A 19,238-nucleotide genomic window follows, 5' to 3' on the forward strand; every position below is an offset into this window, starting at 1 on the left:
GGCTTCCTTAAGCTTCAGGTTGAGGATTGGCTAACTCGCGGATCAGCGGCAGCAGGATTTTCACGCTGTCGCGCGTGCGGTGCGTGATGCGGCCAGGCAGCCAGCGATCGATCCAGGCAAGATTATCGCAGCTGGCCTGCTGCTGACAGCTTCCCTGCGGAAAATGCGCGTTGCTGGTATGCACCCGGTGGCCTTTTTTATCCCAGTTGGCGGCGCGAACGCTCAACAACGGAATGCCTGCCTTATCAAACGTCTCTACCGCCGGTTCATTTTTCACCGCTTTGCCCAGCGTGGCGGCAGAAATATGCGCCGAGCGTGCCAGCACCAGCGCCCGATCGCGCGTCTGCCGCGCCACCGGTTCGGGCGTGTTGGTGCCGCTGTTAAACCAGAGCCGGTTACCCACGAGCAGATCGTTTAGTTTGATCACCAGCAGCGTGTTCTTTTTCTCTTCCGGCTTCATGCGGGCGAGGTAATCCTCTTCGCCATGCAGCATTGAACCGCTCAGCGCCACAAAGCGCAGGCTGTAGTGCAGCGGTGTCGATTGTAAACGCTCCGCCAGCTCCAGCATCACCGCCACCCCGGAAGCGTTATCGTCCACGCCCTGTAAAGTCAGGCCGCCGCGATTTTTTTGCCGATCGCTGTCGCTTAACGGCAGCCAGGTATCGGCCTGCGCCAGAATAACTATCTGCTGCGGCACCTCGCCTGCGCGGGCGGCGATAACCGATGTCGCAATGGCGCTGCGATCGCTAACGCGGCCATCCAGTGACTTATAGCGATAGCGGGCCGTAAAATCTCTTTTATTGCTTTCATAGCCCCACTGCTGAAACTGCTGTTGCAGATAGTCGGCGTTTAACATCTCGGCAGGACTGCCAGCCATACGCCCTGGAAAGTAAGTCGCGATATGGCGCAGCTGCTGTTCGGCAAGCTGACCTTCAGTGGTCGCGGCGTGAAGCGGGGAAAGCACGCCCAGCGCCAGCAGGGCGCTCAGGCAAAGTCGGGAAAACATCTCATGTCCTTAATCGTCATCCTGTCTTGGTACAGCGAAAATATTTTGCTGTCCCAGTATGAAAGTGTGACGGGCTCCGCACAATTACAATCCTTCTGAAAGCCCCTGAAATCGCTCCGCTAAGCACATTTTGTGCGTAGCTTTACCGAAACGTTATTCCATTCGGTAACTACTCATTCCAATTAGTAATTTCATAAGCCTCCGCCGCCGCCCTATAGTCGCGTTAACTTTTTGTTATTTAGCAAGGCTGACGTGGATTATCTTCCCCTTTTTGCAGACATCCGAAACAAACCTGTGCTGGTGGTTGGCGGCGGCGACGTGGCCGCGCGCAAAATCGAACTGCTGCGTCGCGCAGGCGCGCGGGTGCAGATTGCCGCACGTGAGCTGTGCGAAGAGCTGACAGCGCTGCAGGAGAGCGGCGAAGTCGAGTGGATTGCTCGCGACTATCAGAGCACCCAGCTCGATCTGGTCTATTTCGTGATTGCCGCCACCGACGACGGCGAACTGAACAGCCGCGTTTTTGACGATGCCAGCGAGCGCAGGCTGCTGGCTAACGTGGTCGATGACCAGCCTAAATGCTCTTTTATTTTCCCTTCTATTGTCGACCGGTCGCCGCTGGTAGTGGCTATTTCCTCCAGCGGTACGGCGCCCGTACTGGCGCGCCTGCTGCGTGAAAAGCTTGAGTCTCTGTTGCCCGCCCATCTGGGGCAGATGGCCGCGTTGGCCGGCAGCTGGCGCGACAGAGTCAAGCAGCGGCTGAGCAAAATGTCAGAGCGCCGCCGCTTCTGGGAAAAGGCGTTTAACGGTCTTTTCGCCAGCCAGATCGCTTCCGGCAATCTGACGGGCGCGGAACAGACGCTGGCTCGCCAGCTGGACGATCCGGAAGCGAGCCAGGGCGAAATCATCCTGGTCGGCGCGGGGCCTGGCGATGCCGGCCTGCTGACGCTGCGCGGGCTGCAGGTGATGCAGCAGGCGGACGTGGTGCTGTACGACCATCTGGTCAGCGACGAGGTGCTGGATTTAGTCCGACGCGACGCCGACCGCATCTGCGTGGGCAAGCGCGCCAGCGCACACAGCGTGCCGCAGGAAGAGACTAACCGGATGCTGGTCGAGCTGGCGAAGAAGGGCAAGCGGGTTGTGCGCCTGAAGGGCGGCGATCCTTTTATTTTTGGTCGCGGCGGCGAAGAGCTTCAGGCGGCGGTTGAGGCGGGCATTCCTTTTCAGGTGGTGCCGGGCGTGACCGCAGCGGCAGGCGCGACGGCCTATGCCGGCATTCCGCTGACGCATCGCGACCATGCGCAAAGCGTGCTGTTTATTACCGGCCATTGTCGGGCCGACGGCGAAGAGATGGACTGGCCATCGCTTGCCCGAGCGCGGCAGACGCTGGCTATTTATATGGGCACGGTAAAAGCCGCTGAAATTTCGGCGCAGCTTATCGCCCACGGCCGCGACGCGCAAACGCCGGTAGCGGTGATCGGACGCGGCACGCGTCAGGATCAGCAGGTGCTGACCGGTACGCTACAGGAATTAGAACAACTGGCACAACGTGCGCCAACGCCCGCCCTGTTAGTGATAGGGGAAGTGGTCAACCTGCATCAGCAGCTGGCGTGGTTTCAACATTCAGCGCAGCGGGCGTCCGCCGTTGTGAATTTGGCTTGAGGAAAAGTTATGGATCAAAAACGACTCACCCACCTGCGTCAACTGGAAGCGGAAAGTATCCATATCATCCGTGAAGTGGCGGCAGAGTTCGGCAATCCGGTCATGATGTACTCTATCGGCAAGGACTCTTCGGTGATGCTGCACCTGGCGCGTAAAGCGTTCTATCCGGGCACGCTGCCTTTCCCGCTGCTGCACGTGGATACCGGCTGGAAATTTCGTGAAATGTACGAATTCCGCGACCGTACGGTAAAAGAGATTGGTGCCGAGCTGCTGGTGCATAAAAACCCGGAAGGCGTGGCGATGGGCATCAATCCCTTCGTGCACGGCAGCACCAAGCACACCGACATTATGAAAACCGAAGGGCTGAAGCAGGCGCTGAACAAATACGGCTTTGACGCCGCGTTCGGCGGCGCGCGGCGCGACGAGGAAAAATCCCGCGCGAAAGAACGTATTTACTCCTTTCGCGACCGTTTCCATCGCTGGGACCCGAAAAACCAGCGTCCTGAGCTGTGGCACAATTACAACGGCCAGATCAATAAAGGCGAAAGCATCCGCGTTTTCCCGCTCTCTAACTGGACCGAGCTGGATATCTGGCAGTATATCTTCCTGGAAAATATCGACATTGTTCCGCTGTATCTGGCCGCTAAGCGTCCGGTACTGGAACGCGACGGCATGTTGATGATGATTGACGACGACCGTATCGATTTACAGCCTGGCGAGAAGATTGAGGAGCGGATGGTGCGTTTCCGTACTCTGGGCTGCTGGCCGCTAACTGGCGCGGTGGAATCCGAAGCGCAGACGCTGCCTTCGATCATCGAAGAGATGCTGGTTTCAACCACCAGCGAACGTCAGGGGCGCGTGATCGACCGCGATCAGTCCGGCTCGATGGAGCTGAAGAAACGCCAGGGTTATTTCTAAGGAGCCGAGATGAACAACGTCATTGCACAACAAATTGCCGACCAGGGCGGCGTGGAAGCCTGGCTGCACGCTCAGCAGCACAAAAGCCTGCTGCGCTTTCTGACCTGCGGCAGCGTCGACGACGGCAAAAGCACGCTGATTGGCCGCCTGTTGCACGATACGCGCCAGATTTATGAAGATCAGCTCTCTTCGCTGCACAACGACAGCAAGCGTCACGGCACCCAGGGCGAGAAACTGGATCTGGCGCTGCTGGTGGACGGCCTGCAGGCCGAGCGGGAACAGGGCATCACTATCGACGTGGCCTATCGCTATTTCTCCACTGAAAAGCGCAAATTTATTATTGCCGACACGCCCGGGCACGAGCAGTACACCCGCAACATGGCGACCGGCGCATCAACCTGCGACCTGGCCATTCTGCTGATTGACGCCCGTAAAGGCGTGCTGGATCAGACGCGTCGTCACAGCTTTATCTCCACGCTGCTGGGCATCAAGCACCTGGTGGTGGCTATTAACAAGATGGATCTGGTCGAGTACAGCGAAGAGAAGTTCGAGCAAATTAAACAGGACTATCTGGATTTTGCCGAACAGCTGCCGAACGATCTGGATATCCGCTTTGTGCCGCTGTCCGCGCTGGAAGGCGAAAACGTCGCCTCCGCGAGCGAGGCGATGGGCTGGTACACTGGTCCGACGCTGCTGGACGTGCTGGAAACCGTCGAGGTTAAGCGCGTGGTGGAACAGCAGCCGATGCGCTTCCCGGTGCAGTACGTGAACCGGCCTAACCTGGATTTCCGCGGCTATGCGGGCACCCTGGCATCGGGAACGGTACGGGTTGGCCAGCGCGTGAAGGTGCTGCCATCCGGCGTGGAGTCTTCCATCGCCCGCATCGTGACCTTTGACGGCGATTTGCAGGAAGCGCAGGCCGGCGAGGCGATTACGCTGGTGCTGAAGGACGAAATCGATATCAGCCGCGGCGATCTGCTGGTAGACGCCAGCGCCGGGCTGAAGCCCGTGCAGGCAGCCAGCGTGGACGTGGTATGGATGGCGGAACAGCCGCTGGCGCCGGGTCAAAGCTTCGATATTAAAATCGCCGGCAAGAAAACCCGCGCGCGCGTCGAAAAAATTCAGTATCAGGTGGAAATCAACAGTCTGGCACAGCGTCAGGTAGAAAACCTGCCGCTGAACGGCATCGGCCTGGTGGATCTGACCTTTGACGAGCCGATGGTGCTGGATAAATACCAGCAGAATCCGGTTACCGGCGGCATGATCTTTATTGACCGTCTGAGCAACGTTACCGTCGGCGCGGGCATGATCCGCGAACCGAACGAGGCGGCGGCGCAGGCGACCGGTGATTTCAGCGCTTTTGAACTGGAATTTAATGCGCTGGTGCGTCGCCACTTCCCACACTGGGGCGCTCGCGATATCTCAGGCGGTCAATAATGGCCGCTCACGATGAAAACGTTGTCTGGCATTCGCACGCGGTAACGCGTGCGGAGCGCGAGCAGCTGCACGGCCATCAGGGCGCGGTACTGTGGTTTACGGGGCTTTCCGGCTCCGGTAAATCCACCGTGGCGGGCGCGCTGGAGCAGGCGCTGCATCAGCTTGGCGTCAGCACCTATCTGCTTGATGGCGACAACGTGCGTCACGGCCTCTGCCGCGATCTGGGCTTCAGCGACGCCGACCGTAAAGAGAATATCCGTCGCGTCGGCGAAGTCGCAAAGCTGATGGTCGATGCGGGCCTGATCGTGCTGAGCGCCTTTATCTCTCCGCATCGGGAAGAGCGGCAAATGGTGCGCGATATGGTTGGGGAAGGGCGCTTTATTGAAATCTTTGTCGATACGCCGTTGGCTATCTGCGAAACGCGCGATCCCAAAGGCCTGTATAAAAAGGCGCGGGCCGGCGAACTGCGTAATTTCACCGGCATCGACGCCGTTTATGAAGCGCCGGAACGTCCGGAAATTCGTCTGGATGGCGAACAATTGGTAACAAATTTACGGGTTCAGGTGTTAGATCTGCTGCGTGACCGCGATATTATCAAAGCCTGAGATAGCCGCGGCAAAACGCCTCAGAGCGGGCCGTATTACGCGTCAACAGGATACTTATGCATAACGTTACGCCCATGCTGGCCCGCAAAGATGACGGTCAGGAAGAGTCTTCCTGGTCTTTTCCCGGTGGAGTGGCAGGCTTTGCCTGCTACTGGTTCGCGCTCGCGATCCCTTTTGTGCTTTACGGCTCTAACACGCTGTTCTTCTTCCTCTATACCTGGCCCTTCTTTCTCGCGCTGCTGCCCGTCTCCGTTCTGGTCGGTATTATCGCCAGCGTGCTGCTGCGCGGCCATCTGATCTGGACGCTCCTGCTCACCATCGTGGTGGTAATAGGCCTTTTCTGGCTGCTGTTTACGCTGCTGAGCGGTTGGTAATCGCCCTCATTGTGGTAAGGTTTGCCCGCCCGTGGGCAAAATCTGATGTCTGAATGCGCCCGGTGGTAACAGAAGGTTGCCTGGCGACGCTGTTTAGCCCCGTGGAACGCTCACCGATTCGCCAAACGGCGGCTATTTCAAGGCCGCAGTGGAGTCGGGAGAAAAGTTATGGGATGATTGAGCCGTTTTTCAGGGGGCGGGGATGGGAAAACTTACGCTGCTGTTACTTGTACTACTCGGCTGGCTGCAATATTCGCTCTGGCTGGGCAAGAACGGCCTACATGACTATACGCGCGTTAACGACGATGTTGCGGTGCAGCAGAGCAGTAACGCCAAATTAAAAGCGCGCAACGATCGGCTGTTTGCGGAAATCGATGACCTGAATGGCGGTTCCGAAGCTATCGAAGAACGCGCGCGCAATGAGCTGGGCATGATCAAGCCCGGTGAGACCTTCTATCGCCTTGTGCCGGATCGCAGTAAAAACGCGCAGGCCAATCAACAACGATAAAACATGACTATCGCAGGTACTGAGGTGATCGCCGTTGTGCCCGCTGCCGGTGTCGGCAGTCGGATGCAGGCGGCCTGCCCTAAGCAATATCTTCGCATTAACGGCAAGAGCGTGCTTGAGCACGCCATTGACGGCCTGCTGGCGCATCCGCAGGTCAATCAGATTATCGTGGCCATCACGCCAGAAGATCCCTGGTTCTTTACGCTGCCGGTCGCCAGGGATCCTCGCGTGCGTTGGGTCGCCGGCGGCAAAGAGCGGGCCGATTCGGTGCTGGCCGGCCTGCATGCCGCCCCGGACGCCCGTTGGGTGCTGGTGCACGACGCGGCGCGTCCCTGTCTGCATCCCGACGATTTACACCGCCTGCTGGCGATTACCGCGACCAGCCGCATCGGCGGCATTCTGGCCGCGCCCGTGCGTGACACCATGAAGCGCGCGAAACCCGGCTCGCCGGCGATTGCTCATACGGTGGAGCGGGAGGCGCTCTGGCACGCGCTGACGCCGCAGCTGTTTCCGCTGGAGCTGTTGCGTAACTGCCTGCAACGGGCGCTGCAGGAAGGCGCGTCCATCACGGATGAGGCCTCCGCGCTGGAATATTGTGGCTATCATCCCGAACTGATCGTCGGCCGCAGCGACAATATCAAGGTGACGCGACCGGAAGATCTGGCGCTGGCCGCTTTTTACCTGACTCAATTACATAATAAGGAGAGCGCATAATGCGTATCGGCCACGGTTTTGATGTACACGCGTTTGGCGGCGAAGGCCCGCTGATTATTGGCGGCGTGCGAATTCCTTATGAGAAAGGGCTGCTGGCCCATTCCGACGGCGACGTAGCGCTCCATGCGCTGACCGATGCGCTGCTGGGCGCGGCGGCGCTGGGCGATATCGGCAAGCTTTTCCCCGACACCGACGCGGCCTATAAAGGCGCAGACAGCCGCGAGCTGCTGCGTGAAGCCTGGCGTCAGATTGAGAAAAAAGGCTATCGCGTTGGTAACGTCGACGTGACTATTATCGCTCAGGCACCGAAAATGCTGCCGCACGTGCCGCAGATGCGCATTCATATCGCGGAAGATCTGGGCATCCATATGGATTGCGTTAATGTGAAAGCGACCACCACTGAAAAGCTGGGCTTTACCGGCCGGGGCGAAGGCATTGCCTGTGAAGCCGTTGCGTTGCTGATCAAGGCTGACGCTTAATGACCGCCTGGCTTTATGGGCAGCCCGCCGCCAGCGGCGTGGTTAAAGCGAACCCGGAAGATTTCGTGGTGATCGAAGATCTGGGCTACCGGCCGGACGGCGACGGTGAACAGGTACTGGTGCGTATTCGTAAAAACGGCTGCAATACCCGCTTTGTGGCCGAGGCGCTGGCGAAGTTCGCTAAAATTCATCCGCGCGACGTCAGCTTTGCCGGCATGAAAGATCGTCACGCCGTAACCGAGCAGTGGTTCTGCCTGCGCGTGCCCGGCAAAGAGACGCCGGATTTTACCGCATTTCAGCTGGAAGGCTGCGAAGTGCTGGAGAGCGCGCGGCATCGCCGTAAGCTGCGCACAGGTGCGCTACAGGGCAATGCCTTTACGCTTATCCTGCGCCAGATCTCCGATCGCGGATCGGTTGAGCAGCGCCTGCAGCAGATAGCGCAGGGCGGATTTCCGAACTATTTTGGCGAGCAGCGTTTCGGCCATGCCAACAACAACCTGATTATGGCGCAGCGCTGGGCAGCGGATGAGATCCGCGTACGCGAGCGTAACAAGCGTAGCTTTTTACTTTCTGCCGCGCGCAGCGCGTTATTTAATCAGGTTGTCAGCGATCGCCTGAGCAAAATGGGATCGCTGACCCGCGTGATGCCGGGCGATGCATTGCAGCTTGTCGGACGCGGCAGCTGGTTTGTGGCCGCCGAAGAGGAGCTGCCCACGCTGCAGGCGCGTACGGAGAATAACGAGCTGCGCGTGACGGCACAGCTGCCGGGCAGCGGCGAACCGGGTACCCAGGGCGAGGCGCTGGCGTTTGAGCAGCAAAGCCTGGCGCACGAAACGGCGCTGATTGCGCTGCTGGCGCGCGAGCGCGTAGAGGCGGCTCGTCGCGCCGCGCTGGTGGTGCCGCGTGATTTGCGCTGGAGCTGGTGGGATGATGCCACCGTCGAGCTTTCCTTCTGGCTGCCGGCGGGCAGCTTTGCCACCAGCCTGGTGCGCGAAGTGCTTAACCAGCCGGACGGCGAGGCGGACGTAGCGGAATAGGCGCAAAAGGCGCGCCCAGGCGGCGGTCGGGGATGATATGATACCCAACAGATTGAAAAGAAGGGGTTAAATTTCAGATGCGAATATTGCTGAGTAATGATGACGGTATCCACGCGCCGGGTATTCAGACGCTGGCAGCCGCCCTGCGCGAGTTTGCAGAGGTTCAGGTGGTGGCGCCGGATCGTAACCGCAGCGGCGCATCTAACTCGCTGACGCTGGAAACGCCGCTCCGCACCTTCAGCTATCCCAACGGTGATATTGCGGTACAGATGGGCACGCCTACCGACTGCGTCTATTTGGGGGTAAACGCGCTGATGCGTCCCAAACCGGATATCGTCGTTTCCGGCATTAATGCCGGGGCGAATCTGGGTGACGACGTCATCTATTCCGGCACCGTGGCGGCGGCGATGGAAGGGCGGCATCTGGGTCTGCCCGCGCTGGCGGTTTCGCTGGATGGACATCAGCATTACGACACCGCCGCCGCCGTAACCTGTTCTCTGCTGCGGGCGCTGCAGCGCGAGCCGCTGCGTACCGGCCGCATCCTGAACATCAACGTGCCGGATTTACCGCTCAGCGAAATTAAAGGTATTCGCATGACCCGCTGCGGCAGCCGTCATCCCAGCGATCAGGCTATCCCGCTACAGGATCCGCGCGGCCATACGCTGTACTGGATTGGCCCGCCGGGTGAAAAGTTCGACGCCGGTCCCGATACGGACTTTGCTGCCGTCGAAGAAGGTTACGTCTCGGTAACCGCGCTGCATGTCGATCTCACCGCGCATGGCGCGCAGGAGGTCGTTGCTTCATGGTTAGCCAGTTCGGGAGTTGAAAACGAATGGTAAACCGCCGCATTGAAACGCTGCTGGACCAGCTGCGCCAGCAGGGCATCACGGATGAAGCCTTGCTGAAGGCGATTGAAGCGGTGCCGCGCGAGCGTTTCGTTGATGAAGCTTTCGAGCATAAAGCCTGGGACAATACGGCGCTGCCGATTGGCTCCGGGCAAACCATTTCCCAACCCTATATCGTAGCGAAAATGACCTCGCTGCTGGCGTTGAAACCCGAGTCGCGCGTGCTGGAGATCGGCACCGGTTCGGGCTATCAAACCGCTATCCTCGCGCATCTTGTCGGGCATGTTTGCTCCGTCGAACGTATCAAGGGCCTGCAATGGCAGGCGAAACGGCGGCTGAAGCAGCTCGATCTCCACAATGTTTCCACCCGTCACGGCGATGGCTGGCAGGGCTGGCCAGCGCGCGGCCCTTTTGATGCGATTATTGTCACCGCTGCGCCGCCGGAGATCCCGGTCGAGCTGATGAACCAGCTTGATGAGGGCGGCATCATGGTGCTACCGGTCGGCGACGAACAGCAGCAGCTCAAGCGCATCACGCGTAAAAACGGCGAATTCCTGGTGGAAACCATCGAGCCGGTGCGGTTTGTGCCGCTGGTTCAGGGCGATCTGGCCTGAGCGCACGGCCAATTGTACGCATCTGTTAATGGCTTCTATCTGTTAATGGCACGCAACGGCCGATATTGTTACTATTCAATCTATTCAGAATTTAATGCTGCCGGCGCAGGGTTAGCCGAGCGCGGTCGCACAGTTTTGCCGTAGCGGGGGATATAAATGAGCACGGGAAGCCCGGTAGTAAAATTACGCCGTATTGCGGCGGTTTCACTCGTTGGTTTTTGGTTAGCTGGCTGTTCCAGCGATAACGCACAGGCGCCAATCAGCTCGGTAGGCGGCAACGGCAGCGCCAACAGCGGCGGGGGATTAATCACCCAGCCACCGCCGATCGCCTCAGGCTCCGGCCGCGCCGCGCCGGTCGCGAGCGGCGGCAGAAGTGAAAATGTTGTTACACAAAATGGGCGTATCATTTATAACCGCTCGTATGGGAATATTCCGAAAGGTAGCTACAGCGGCGAAACTTACACCGTTAAACGCGGCGATACGCTGTTCTATATTGCCTGGATCACCGGCAACGATTTCCGTGATTTAGCCGAACGAAATAATGTCTCCGCGCCTTACAGCCTCAATGTGGGCCAGCAGTTGCAGGTTAGTAACGGCTCCGGCGGCACCCTGACTGGCGGCAATGCTATTACCGCAGCGGATGCAACGGCGGGCGGCGTGCCCGATCGTCCGACCACTGCGCAAATGAAGAGCACAACGGTTGCACGTCAGCCGGTTATTACGTATTCTGAGGATTCAGGTAAACCAAGTGAGGGTAAAATGTTACCTTCAGCCGGTACAAATACTGTCGCAACGACGACAGCGCCGGTAAGTGCTCCGACCGTCAGCAGCACAACGAACAGCTCTACTCCGGTAGGCAGCTGGCGTTGGCCGACCGACGGGAAGATTATCGATAACTTTTCTGCTTCCGAAGGTGGCAATAAGGGTATCGATATCGCGGGATCGCGAGGACAGCCCGTTGTATCGACCGCCTCAGGGCGCGTTGTGTATGCCGGGAATGCGCTGCGCGGTTATGGCAACTTGATTATCATCAAACATAATGATGACTACCTGAGTGCATATGCCCATAACGACACGATGCTGGTCCGCGAGCAGCAGGAAGTAAAAGCGGGTCAGAAGATTGCGACAATGGGCAGTACCGGCACCAGTTCGGTTAGATTGCATTTTGAAATTCGTTACAAGGGGAAATCCGTAAACCCGTTGCGCTATTTGCCGCAGCGATAAACCGGCAGAACCCTGGTTGTTCTGCCCTGGGATCACGGGTAGGAGCCGCTTATGAGCCAGAATACGCTGAAAGTTAATGAGTTACATGAAGACGCGGAATTCGACGAAAACGGAGCTGAGATTTTTGATGAGAAGGCTCTTGTCGGAAATGAACCTGCTGATAACGATATAGCTGAAGAAGAGCTGTTGTCACAAGGCGCTACACAACGTGTTTTGGATGCGACGCAGCTCTACCTGGGGGAGATCGGTTATTCACCGCTCCTCACGGCAGAGGAAGAAGTTTTCTTCGCTCGTCGTGCTCTGCGTGGTGACATTCCGTCTCGTCGCCGCATGATTGAAAGTAACTTACGTCTGGTAGTGAAGATCGCCCGTCGTTACAGCAATCGTGGTCTGGCTTTGCTGGATCTGATTGAGGAAGGTAACCTGGGCCTGATCCGCGCGGTAGAGAAATTTGACCCTGAACGTGGGTTCCGTTTCTCTACTTACGCTACCTGGTGGATCCGTCAGACGATTGAACGGGCGATCATGAATCAAACCCGTACCATCCGTCTGCCAATCCATATTGTTAAAGAGCTGAACGTCTATCTGCGTACCGCCCGCGAACTGGCCCACAAGCTGGATCACGAGCCAAGCGCGGAAGAAATTGCCGAACAGCTGGACAAACCCGTTGATGACGTCAGCCGTATGCTGCGCCTCAACGAACGCATCACGTCAGTTGACACGCCGTTAGGCGGAGATTCTGAGAAAGCGCTGCTGGATATCCTGGCCGACGAGAAAGACAACGGTCCGGAAGATACCACCCAGGACGATGACATGAAGCAGAGCATCGTCAAATGGCTGTTCGAACTGAACGCCAAACAGCGTGAAGTGCTGGCGCGTCGTTTCGGCCTGTTAGGCTACGAAGCGGCAACGTTAGAAGATGTGGGTCGCGAAATCGGTCTGACCCGTGAACGTGTTCGCCAGATTCAGGTTGAAGGTCTTCGTCGTCTGCGGGAAATTCTGCAGGCTCAGGGACTGAACATTGAAGCCTTGTTTCGCGAATAATGCGGGCGCTTAAAGAGTGAAAGCGAAAAGCGGTGGTGCAAACCACCGCTTTTTTATTGTCTGTAAATCAGACAGCCTCCTTTGCCTTCTCTTTTGCGTCGGACTTCACATCCTGCATCGCGTAGGTATCCATCATCGCGCCTTTATAAGCGTTCATCAGCATCTGCATCGGTGTAACTTTGCCGGTCAACAGCCCTTGCGCCATGCCTTTTAGCGCGTCAAACGAAGTTTTCACGCCGCCCACAATGCCGCCCTTAATCACATCCCACGGATTGGTGCTTTCTGCGCGCCCCATGCCGGTCAGCACGTTGCTGAGCCCGGGAATAAAGGCCAGCGCCTTGCCCAACGTCAGGCAAATGCCCTGAAAACCGCTTTTAGTGGTGCCGTTCAGGTTGACCATTTTGTCATTGGTGGTGGTTAATCTGCCGTCTTTTGGAAAGGCTTTATCCAGCCCCTGTTCCGCCACGTCCTTAACGATCGCCGCTTCCGTGCCGTGACGGGCGTCGCCGCTTTTGGTAAGGCCTTCGATTTTGCCGTTGGTAGAGATTTTACCGCGATCGCCGCCTTCCCGGTTATCCAGCGCCTTAACGTTATTCAAAAAGTACGACATGTTTTTGGCGGCCAGCGCGCGGCTTTTCTCGTCCGGGTTATTGGCCGTCCAGTCGCCGAACTGCTTTTTCAGCTCGCTCTGCTTGATATCCTTCTGATTGCCCAGATTTTTCAACACCGGATTATCGTTGATGATTTGATCGGCGGTACGGTTATCGCCATCCATGTTTTTAAACAGCGTGCTGCTGGAAGGCGGAACGCTGGTGTCCTTTTCGCTGGCTGGCATCGCCTGCCCGCCGGCGTTCGCATTAGCGTCAACGTTGCCAGCTGAGCCTGTGGCCGTCGCGCCCAGCGAAGAGAGCAGTTCCTTAAGCTGAGACAGCGCATTGCTAAGTTGGGTATCGGTAGTGCCGCTGTTGCCGGAAGGCTGCTGGCTCTCCTGGCTTTGTTTAAGCAGTTTGGTAATGCTGTCGAGCAGCGTTTGCAGCTGCGACATGACGTTCTGCGTGTTGTTGGCGGTAGGGGAGCCGTTTTGCGCGCCGGTGCCTGAAGATTGCTGCTGCGCCAGCTGCTCCTTGATCTTGCTCAGCTCCTCTTTGCCCTGTTTTATCAGCGAATCAATCAGCGTTTTATAGTCTGAACCGAGCGATGCTGTAGAGCTTTTCTGCGTAGTGGTGCCCTGTGCGCCGCCATATTGCAACAGTCCGCCCTTTTCCGGGGGAGCGGCAATATCGCCATTCTGCATTTTGGTAAAGCGTGTGGACAACTGGCCCACGTTAATTGCCTCGCTGTTGATCCCACCGGGATTCACTCTCATATTCATGGCACTCTCCACAGGATTAGATGAAATGACGCGGACAAAACGGCGCGACGCAGGCCGCTGGCGCTTTATCACTGTCATTACGTGGGAGAGAAGAGGGGATAGTTCCATTGCCAGCAAAAGGCCCGCGTGAGGCGGGCCTGTGTTTGAACCGTCAGCCTGAAACTAAACCAGCGATTTCAGACGATAAATCCATTCCAGCGCCTGACGCGGCGACAGCGTGTCGGGATCTAACGCTTCCAGCGCCTCAACGGCCGGAGACGTCTCTTCGACCAGCAGCGGCAGCTGTGGGCCTTCCGCACTGCCTGCGGCCGCGCTTGCCGAGCTGGCCTCCAGCTCTTTCAGCTTCTGCCGCGCGCGCTTGATCACTTCTTTCGGCACGCCTGCCAGCGCGGCAACGGCCAGGCCGTAACTTTTGCTGGCCGCGCCGTCCTGCACGCTGTGCATAAAGGCGATAGTGTCGCCGTGCTCCACGGCATCCAGATGCACGTTGGCGACGCCTTCCATCTTTTCTTCCAGCGTGGTCAGCTCGAAATAGTGCGTGGCGAACAGCGTCATCGCTTTGATGCGGTTCGCCAGGCTTTCCGCGCAGGCCCAGGCAAGAGAAAGACCGTCGTAGGTTGAGGTGCCGCGTCCGATCTCGTCCATCAGCACCAGGCTGTATTCCGTCGCGTTATGCAGAATATTGGCGGTTTCGGTCATTTCGACCATAAAGGTTGAGCGACCGGAAGCGAGATCGTCCGCCGCGCCAACGCGGGTAAAGATGCGGTCGATGGGGCCAATGACCGCTTCTTCCGCCGGAACGTAGCTGCCGATAAAAGCCATCAGCGCTATCAGCGCGGCCTGACGCATATAGGTACTTTTACCGCCCATGTTCGGCCCGGTGATCACCAACATGCGGCGCTGCGGTGACAGCGTCAGCGGGTTGGCGATAAACGGCTCTTTCAGCACCTGCTCGACCACCGGATGACGGCCGCCGGTCAGTCTGATGCCGGGCTTATCGGTAAAGGTTGGACAATTGAAGTTCAGGGTCCAGGCGCGCTCGGCCAGGTTGCTTAATACGTCCAGCTCCGCCAGCGCGGCGGCGCTGATCTGCAGCGCTTCCAGATGCGGCAGCAGCAGATCGAACAGCCCGTCATAAAGCGCCTTTTCCAGCGCCAGCGCCTTGCCTTTCGAGGTCAGAACCTTGTCTTCATACTCTTTCAGCTCGGGAATAATATAGCGCTCGGCGTTTTTCAGCGTCTGGCGGCGTACGTAGTTGATCGGCACCAGATGGCTTTGCCCACGGCTGACCTGAATATAGTAGCCGTGCACGGCGTTAAAACCGACCTTGAGCGTATCCAGCCCCAGCTTTTCACGCTCGCGGATTTCCAGCTTGTCCAGATAGTCGGTGGCGCCGTCCGCCAGCGCGCGCCACTCGTCCAGCTCTTCGTTATAGCCTGGCGCAATCACGCCGCCATCGCGCACCAGCACCGGCGGCGAATCGATAATGGCGTTTTCCAGCAGTTCGCGCAGCTCGTCGAACTGGCCCATCTGCTGGCGCAGCGTTTGCAGATGCGACACGTCGCTGTCAACCAGCAGCGCGTCCAGCTCCGGCAGCTGCTGAAAAGCGTGACGCATTCTGGCCAGATCGCGCGGGCGTGCCGTGCGCAGCGCCAGCCTGGCGAGGATACGCTCCAGATCGCCAACCTGCCGCAGCAGCGGCGCCAGCTCGGCGGTAAAATCCTGTAGCGCGCCGATGCTTTGCTGCCGGTTGATAAGCGTTGCGGTGTCGCGGATCGGCATATGCAGCCAGCGTTTCAGCATGCGGCTGCCCATCGGCGTGACGGTTCTGTCCAGCACCGAAGCCAGCGTGTTATCGATGCCGCCCGCCAGGTTCTGGGTGATTTCCAGATTGCGGCGCGTGGCGGCGTCCATGATGATGCCGTCCTGCTGACGCTCCATCGTCAGCGAGCGGATATGCGGCAGCGAGGTGCGCTGGGTGTCTTTGACGTATTGCAGCAGGCAGCCTGCCGCCCGCAGCGCAAACTGCGCCTGCTCGACGCCGAAACCGTTCAGATCGCGGGTGCCGAACTGCATGTTCAGCTGCTGGCGCGCGGTCTCCACCTCGAACTCCCACAGCGGACGACGTCGTAAGCCACGACGATTTTCAATCAGCGACATGGCGGCAAAATCTTCGGGATAGAGCAGCTCCGCCGGATTGGTGCGCTGTAGCTCTGCTGCCATCGTTTCCAGATCGGTCGGCTCCGCCAGGCGGAAGCGGCCGGAGCTGATATCCAGCGTGGCGTAGCCGAAGCCGCGCGAACCCTGCCAGATGGCCGCCAGTAAATTGTCCTGACGCTCCTGCAGCAACGCTTCATCGCTGATGGTGCCGGGCGTGACGATGCGCACCACTTTACGCTCGACCGGGCCTTTGCTCAGCGCCGGATCGCCGATCTGTTCGCAGATCGCCACCGATTCGCCCAGCTGCACCAGTTTCGCAAGGTAGTTTTCCACGGCATGATGCGGGACGCCAGCCATCGGAATCGGTTCGCCAGCGGAAGCGCCGCGTTTGGTCAGCGAGATTTCCAGCAGCTGAGAGGCGCGTTTGGCATCGTCATAGAACAGCTCGTAAAAATCGCCCATGCGGTAGAACAGCAGGATCTCCGGATGCTCGGCTTTCAGACGCAGGTACTGCTGCATCATGGGGGTGTGGGAAGAAAGATTGTCAGTGGTCATTATCAGGTCTTCTTTTCCAGTCCATTGAATATAAAGTCGGCGCGGGACGCTGAGTTTTACTTCAAAACGGTGATTGGGCAGGCGCACCAGCGAGGTCAGCGCAGGTGACGGGCACGAGAGCGGCGCCTTTTTCTGAGGGCTATAGTAACGCAGCGCGATCGATGCTGTCACAGGTAAAAGCCAGAGACACGCCGCAAATCTTGTACGAAAAATAAAAATGAAAGCGATGCGCTGGCGAAACCGTTCAGCGGCAGAAGGTGAAGCGTATTCTTGTCCGGCAGCTACTGTGGGAAAGGAAAAGCGGAGCGAAGAAAGTTTTTATCAGCCGTGACCGTTTTGCAGCGCCCAGACGGCCGCTTCCACCCGGGATTTCAGCTTCATTTTTTTCAGCAGATGCTTAACGTGCACTTTTACCGTGCTTTCAGTAATCGACAGCTTGCGGGCAATGGCTTTATTGGTCATCCCCAGCGTGATTAGCTTCAGAATATCGCGTTCGCGGCGCGTCAGCTGCTCCACGTCGCGTGCTTCTGTCGGGCGTGATTCACGCAGGCTGGCCACCAGCACGTTGGTCAGCTTTTCGCTTAACACCATCTGGCCGGCGGCGGCCTGATACAGCGCTTTCAGCAACGCTTCCGGCTCCATATCCTTCAGCAGATAACCATCCGCGCCGTGTTTTAACGCGTTTACCACGTCATCTTCATGATCGGAGACGCTGAACACCACGATACGCCCGGAAAGGTCGATAGTGCGCAGCTGCACCAGCGTATCCAGCCCGTTCATGCCTGGCATATTCAAATCTAAAAGGATCAGGTCGGGATCGTGCTGTTCCGCCAGCACGACGCCCTGCGCGCCATCGCTGGCTTCCGCGATAACCTGCAAACTTTCTTCCATTTCAATCAGCTGCTTAACGCCATTCCGCAGCAGCGGATGATCGTCAATCAGCAGGATAGTGGCGGCTTCTTCTTTCACGCTTGGATTTTCCCCAGTCAGAGGGCGGCAAATAATTCCCGGCCAGCCTCTTAATCTTACCGATTAAAAACGTTAACCCTATACCACTAAGGGAGTAACCATAAATTTCTCTTCTCCGCAGGGTAGCGGAAAAAAGCCCGCTCTGTGTGTAGTAATTACATGAATTTTATAAATATGTTTCCCCTGTGTCTCTACTCACCCCGGCGCAGCGGCGGCACGGAGGTAAAAGTTCACCTGCATCCACGTTGATTTGCGTCAACCCGGGGTCAGAAGCGGTTAAGCAGAATGCGCTCCAATCAAACCGGAGATGACTATGACGCAACTTGCCCCTCTTCAACCCGAAGAAAACGGTGCCGTTATCCAGGACTGGCAGCCGGAAAACGAGCGGTTCTGGCAGCAGCGTGGAAAACGCATCGCCAACCGTAACCTGTGGATTTCCGTTTTCTGTTTGCTGCTCGCTTTCTGCGTCTGGATGCTGTTCAGCGCCGTTGCAGTGAACCTTAACAAAGTTGGCTTCACCTTTACCACCGAGCAGCTTTTTCTGCTGACGGCGCTGCCTTCCATTTCCGGCGCGCTGCTGCGGATCCCTTACTCTTTTGTGATCCCCGTGTTCGGCGGACGGCGCTGGACGGCTTTCAGCACCGGTATCCTGCTGGTCCCTTGCCTGTGGCTTGGCTTTGCCGTGCAGGATAGCAGCACCGCTTTCAGCACTTTTATGCTGATCGCGCTGCTGTGCGGCTTTGCGGGCGCGAACTTTGCCTCCAGCATGGGCAATATCAGCTTTTTTTTCCCTAAAGCGCAGCAGGGCGGGGCGCTGGGCATTAACGGCGGTCTGGGCAACCTGGGCGTCAGCGTAATGCAGTTCGCCGCCCCGCTGGCCGTTTCCATCGCCGTTTTCGGCGCTTTCGGCGGTGGCGCGCAGCACACCAGCAGCGGCGAAACAATCTGGCTGCAAAATGCCGCGTGGATCTGGGTGCCGTTTCTGCTTGTCGCGACGCTGGCGGCCTGGTTTGGCATGAACGACCTGGCGGCGGCGAAATCTTCTCTGCGCGAGCAGCTGCCGGTGCTGAAACGCGGCCACCTGTGGGTAATGGCGCTGCTTTATCTGGCGACTTTTGGCTCTTTTATCGGCTTTTCCGCCGGTTTCGCCATGCTCGCCAAAACGCAGTTTCCGGATATCAGCATTCTCCACTACGCCTTTTTCGGCCCGCTGCTGGGCGCGCTGGCGCGGTCGGCGGGCGGCATTATTTCCGACAGGCTGGGCGGCGTACGCGTGACGCTGGCTAACTTTGTGCTGATGGCGCTGTTTGCCGCGCTGCTGTTTCTGACGCTGCCGGGCGAAGGCACCAGCGGATCCTTTAGCGCCTTTTTCGCCGTGTTTATGGGGCTGTTTTTAACCGCCGGCCTGGGCAGCGGCTCGACCTACCAGATGATCGCCGTGATTTTCCGCAGGCTCACCCTGGAGAAAGCGAGCGCGGAAGGGAAAAGCCTGGAGACCGCACAGCGGGAAGCCGTGACCGAAACCTCCGCCGCGCTCGGCTTTATCTCCGCTATCGGCGCGCTGGGCGGCTTTTTTATCCCGCAGACGTTTGGCCTTTCGCTGTCCATGCTGGGCACGCCGACGGGCGCGATGAAAATCTTCCTCGCCTTCTATCTGCTTTGCGTTGGCGTCACCTGGCTGGTTTACGGCCGCAAAAATAAATTTTGATAACGTGCGG

The 19,238-nt window shown here is 58.2% G+C and carries 18 protein-coding genes; 14 read left to right on the top strand and 4 right to left on the bottom strand.

Translation table 11 applies throughout. The annotated features are described in order from the left end of the window. Positions 1-7: 7 nt before the first annotated feature. Positions 8-1,006 (bottom strand): aminopeptidase, encoded by a 999-nt coding sequence (locus tag EGK14_RS02230; RefSeq protein WP_125287435.1) that lies wholly within the window; start codon positions 1,004-1,006, stop codon positions 8-10. Between the two features lie 252 nt (positions 1,007-1,258). Between EGK14_RS02230 and cysG the strand changes: the two genes are divergently transcribed. From cysG to rpoS, 13 genes are all read left to right on the top strand, one after another. Beyond that, entirely contained in the window at positions 1,259-2,665 is a 1,407-nt protein-coding gene (gene cysG / locus EGK14_RS02235; protein ID WP_125287436.1) for a siroheme synthase CysG, read from the top strand. Positions 2,666-2,674: 9 nt separating this feature from the next. Further along, positions 2,675-3,583, top strand: coding sequence for a sulfate adenylyltransferase subunit CysD (gene cysD, locus EGK14_RS02240; protein ID WP_125287437.1), 909 nt, complete (start codon positions 2,675-2,677; stop codon positions 3,581-3,583). A gap of 9 nt (positions 3,584-3,592) precedes the next feature. Then, positions 3,593-5,020: a sulfate adenylyltransferase subunit CysN gene (gene cysN / locus EGK14_RS02245; protein WP_125287438.1), complete on the top strand. Its 1,428-nt coding sequence runs from the start codon at positions 3,593-3,595 to the stop codon at positions 5,018-5,020. Further along, positions 5,020-5,625: an adenylyl-sulfate kinase gene (gene cysC / locus EGK14_RS02250; protein ID WP_125287439.1), complete on the top strand. Its 606-nt coding sequence runs from the start codon at positions 5,020-5,022 to the stop codon at positions 5,623-5,625. The genes cysN and cysC overlap by 1 nt, the downstream gene beginning before the upstream one ends. A 56-nt stretch (positions 5,626-5,681) precedes the next feature. After that, positions 5,682-5,999, top strand: a complete 318-nt coding sequence (locus EGK14_RS02255) for a DUF3561 family protein (RefSeq protein ID WP_125287440.1) — start codon at positions 5,682-5,684, stop codon at positions 5,997-5,999. A gap of 202 nt (positions 6,000-6,201) precedes the next feature. Then, on the top strand, positions 6,202-6,507 hold the full coding sequence (gene ftsB, locus EGK14_RS02260; protein ID WP_125287441.1) for a cell division protein FtsB: 306 nt from the start codon (positions 6,202-6,204) through the stop codon (positions 6,505-6,507). 3 nt (positions 6,508-6,510) lie between these two features. Beyond that, complete coding sequence (gene ispD / locus EGK14_RS02265) at positions 6,511-7,221, top strand: 2-C-methyl-D-erythritol 4-phosphate cytidylyltransferase (RefSeq protein ID WP_125287442.1); 711 nt, start codon at positions 6,511-6,513, stop codon at positions 7,219-7,221. Continuing rightward, on the top strand, positions 7,221-7,700 hold the full coding sequence (gene ispF / locus EGK14_RS02270) for a 2-C-methyl-D-erythritol 2,4-cyclodiphosphate synthase (RefSeq protein WP_125287443.1): 480 nt from the start codon (positions 7,221-7,223) through the stop codon (positions 7,698-7,700). Before ispD ends, ispF begins: the two co-directional genes overlap by 1 nt. Beyond that, entirely contained in the window at positions 7,700-8,737 is a 1,038-nt protein-coding gene (gene truD, locus EGK14_RS02275; RefSeq protein ID WP_125287444.1) for a tRNA pseudouridine(13) synthase TruD, read from the top strand. The genes ispF and truD overlap by 1 nt, the downstream gene beginning before the upstream one ends. Positions 8,738-8,814: 77 nt before the next feature. Continuing rightward, positions 8,815-9,576 (top strand): 5'/3'-nucleotidase SurE, encoded by a 762-nt coding sequence (surE, locus tag EGK14_RS02280; protein ID WP_125287445.1) that lies wholly within the window; start codon positions 8,815-8,817, stop codon positions 9,574-9,576. Then, positions 9,570-10,196: a protein-L-isoaspartate(D-aspartate) O-methyltransferase gene (locus EGK14_RS02285; protein ID WP_125287446.1), complete on the top strand. Its 627-nt coding sequence runs from the start codon at positions 9,570-9,572 to the stop codon at positions 10,194-10,196. The genes surE and EGK14_RS02285 overlap by 7 nt, the downstream gene beginning before the upstream one ends. 156 nt (positions 10,197-10,352) lie before the next feature. Next, positions 10,353-11,420, top strand: a complete 1,068-nt coding sequence (nlpD, locus tag EGK14_RS02290; RefSeq protein WP_125287447.1) for a murein hydrolase activator NlpD — start codon at positions 10,353-10,355, stop codon at positions 11,418-11,420. 51 nt (positions 11,421-11,471) lie between these two features. After that, positions 11,472-12,464 carry an RNA polymerase sigma factor RpoS gene (gene rpoS / locus EGK14_RS02295; protein ID WP_125287448.1) on the top strand — a complete coding sequence of 331 codons (993 nt, stop codon included), beginning with the start codon at positions 11,472-11,474 and terminating at the stop codon, positions 12,462-12,464. 67 nt (positions 12,465-12,531) lie between these two features. Here the strand turns inward: rpoS and EGK14_RS02300 are convergent, their stop codons facing one another. The 3 genes from EGK14_RS02300 to narL form a co-directional block, all read right to left on the bottom strand. Next, positions 12,532-13,836: a hypothetical protein gene (locus EGK14_RS02300; protein ID WP_125287449.1), complete on the bottom strand. Its 1,305-nt coding sequence runs from the start codon at positions 13,834-13,836 to the stop codon at positions 12,532-12,534. A gap of 162 nt (positions 13,837-13,998) precedes the next feature. Further along, positions 13,999-16,551: a DNA mismatch repair protein MutS gene (gene mutS / locus EGK14_RS02305; RefSeq protein ID WP_125287450.1), complete on the bottom strand. Its 2,553-nt coding sequence runs from the start codon at positions 16,549-16,551 to the stop codon at positions 13,999-14,001. A 321-nt stretch (positions 16,552-16,872) separates the two neighbouring features. Next, complete coding sequence (gene narL, locus EGK14_RS02310; RefSeq protein ID WP_125287451.1) at positions 16,873-17,520, bottom strand: two-component system response regulator NarL; 648 nt, start codon at positions 17,518-17,520, stop codon at positions 16,873-16,875. Between the two features lie 313 nt (positions 17,521-17,833). Between narL and EGK14_RS02315 the strand changes: the two genes are divergently transcribed. Further along, complete coding sequence (locus EGK14_RS02315) at positions 17,834-19,228, top strand: NarK family nitrate/nitrite MFS transporter (protein ID WP_125287452.1); 1,395 nt, start codon at positions 17,834-17,836, stop codon at positions 19,226-19,228. Positions 19,229-19,238: the final 10 nt, after the last annotated feature.

Source organism: Erwinia sp. 198 (genome assembly GCF_003937915.1).
GTDB classification, from domain to species: domain Bacteria; phylum Pseudomonadota; class Gammaproteobacteria; order Enterobacterales; family Enterobacteriaceae; genus Erwinia; species Erwinia aeris.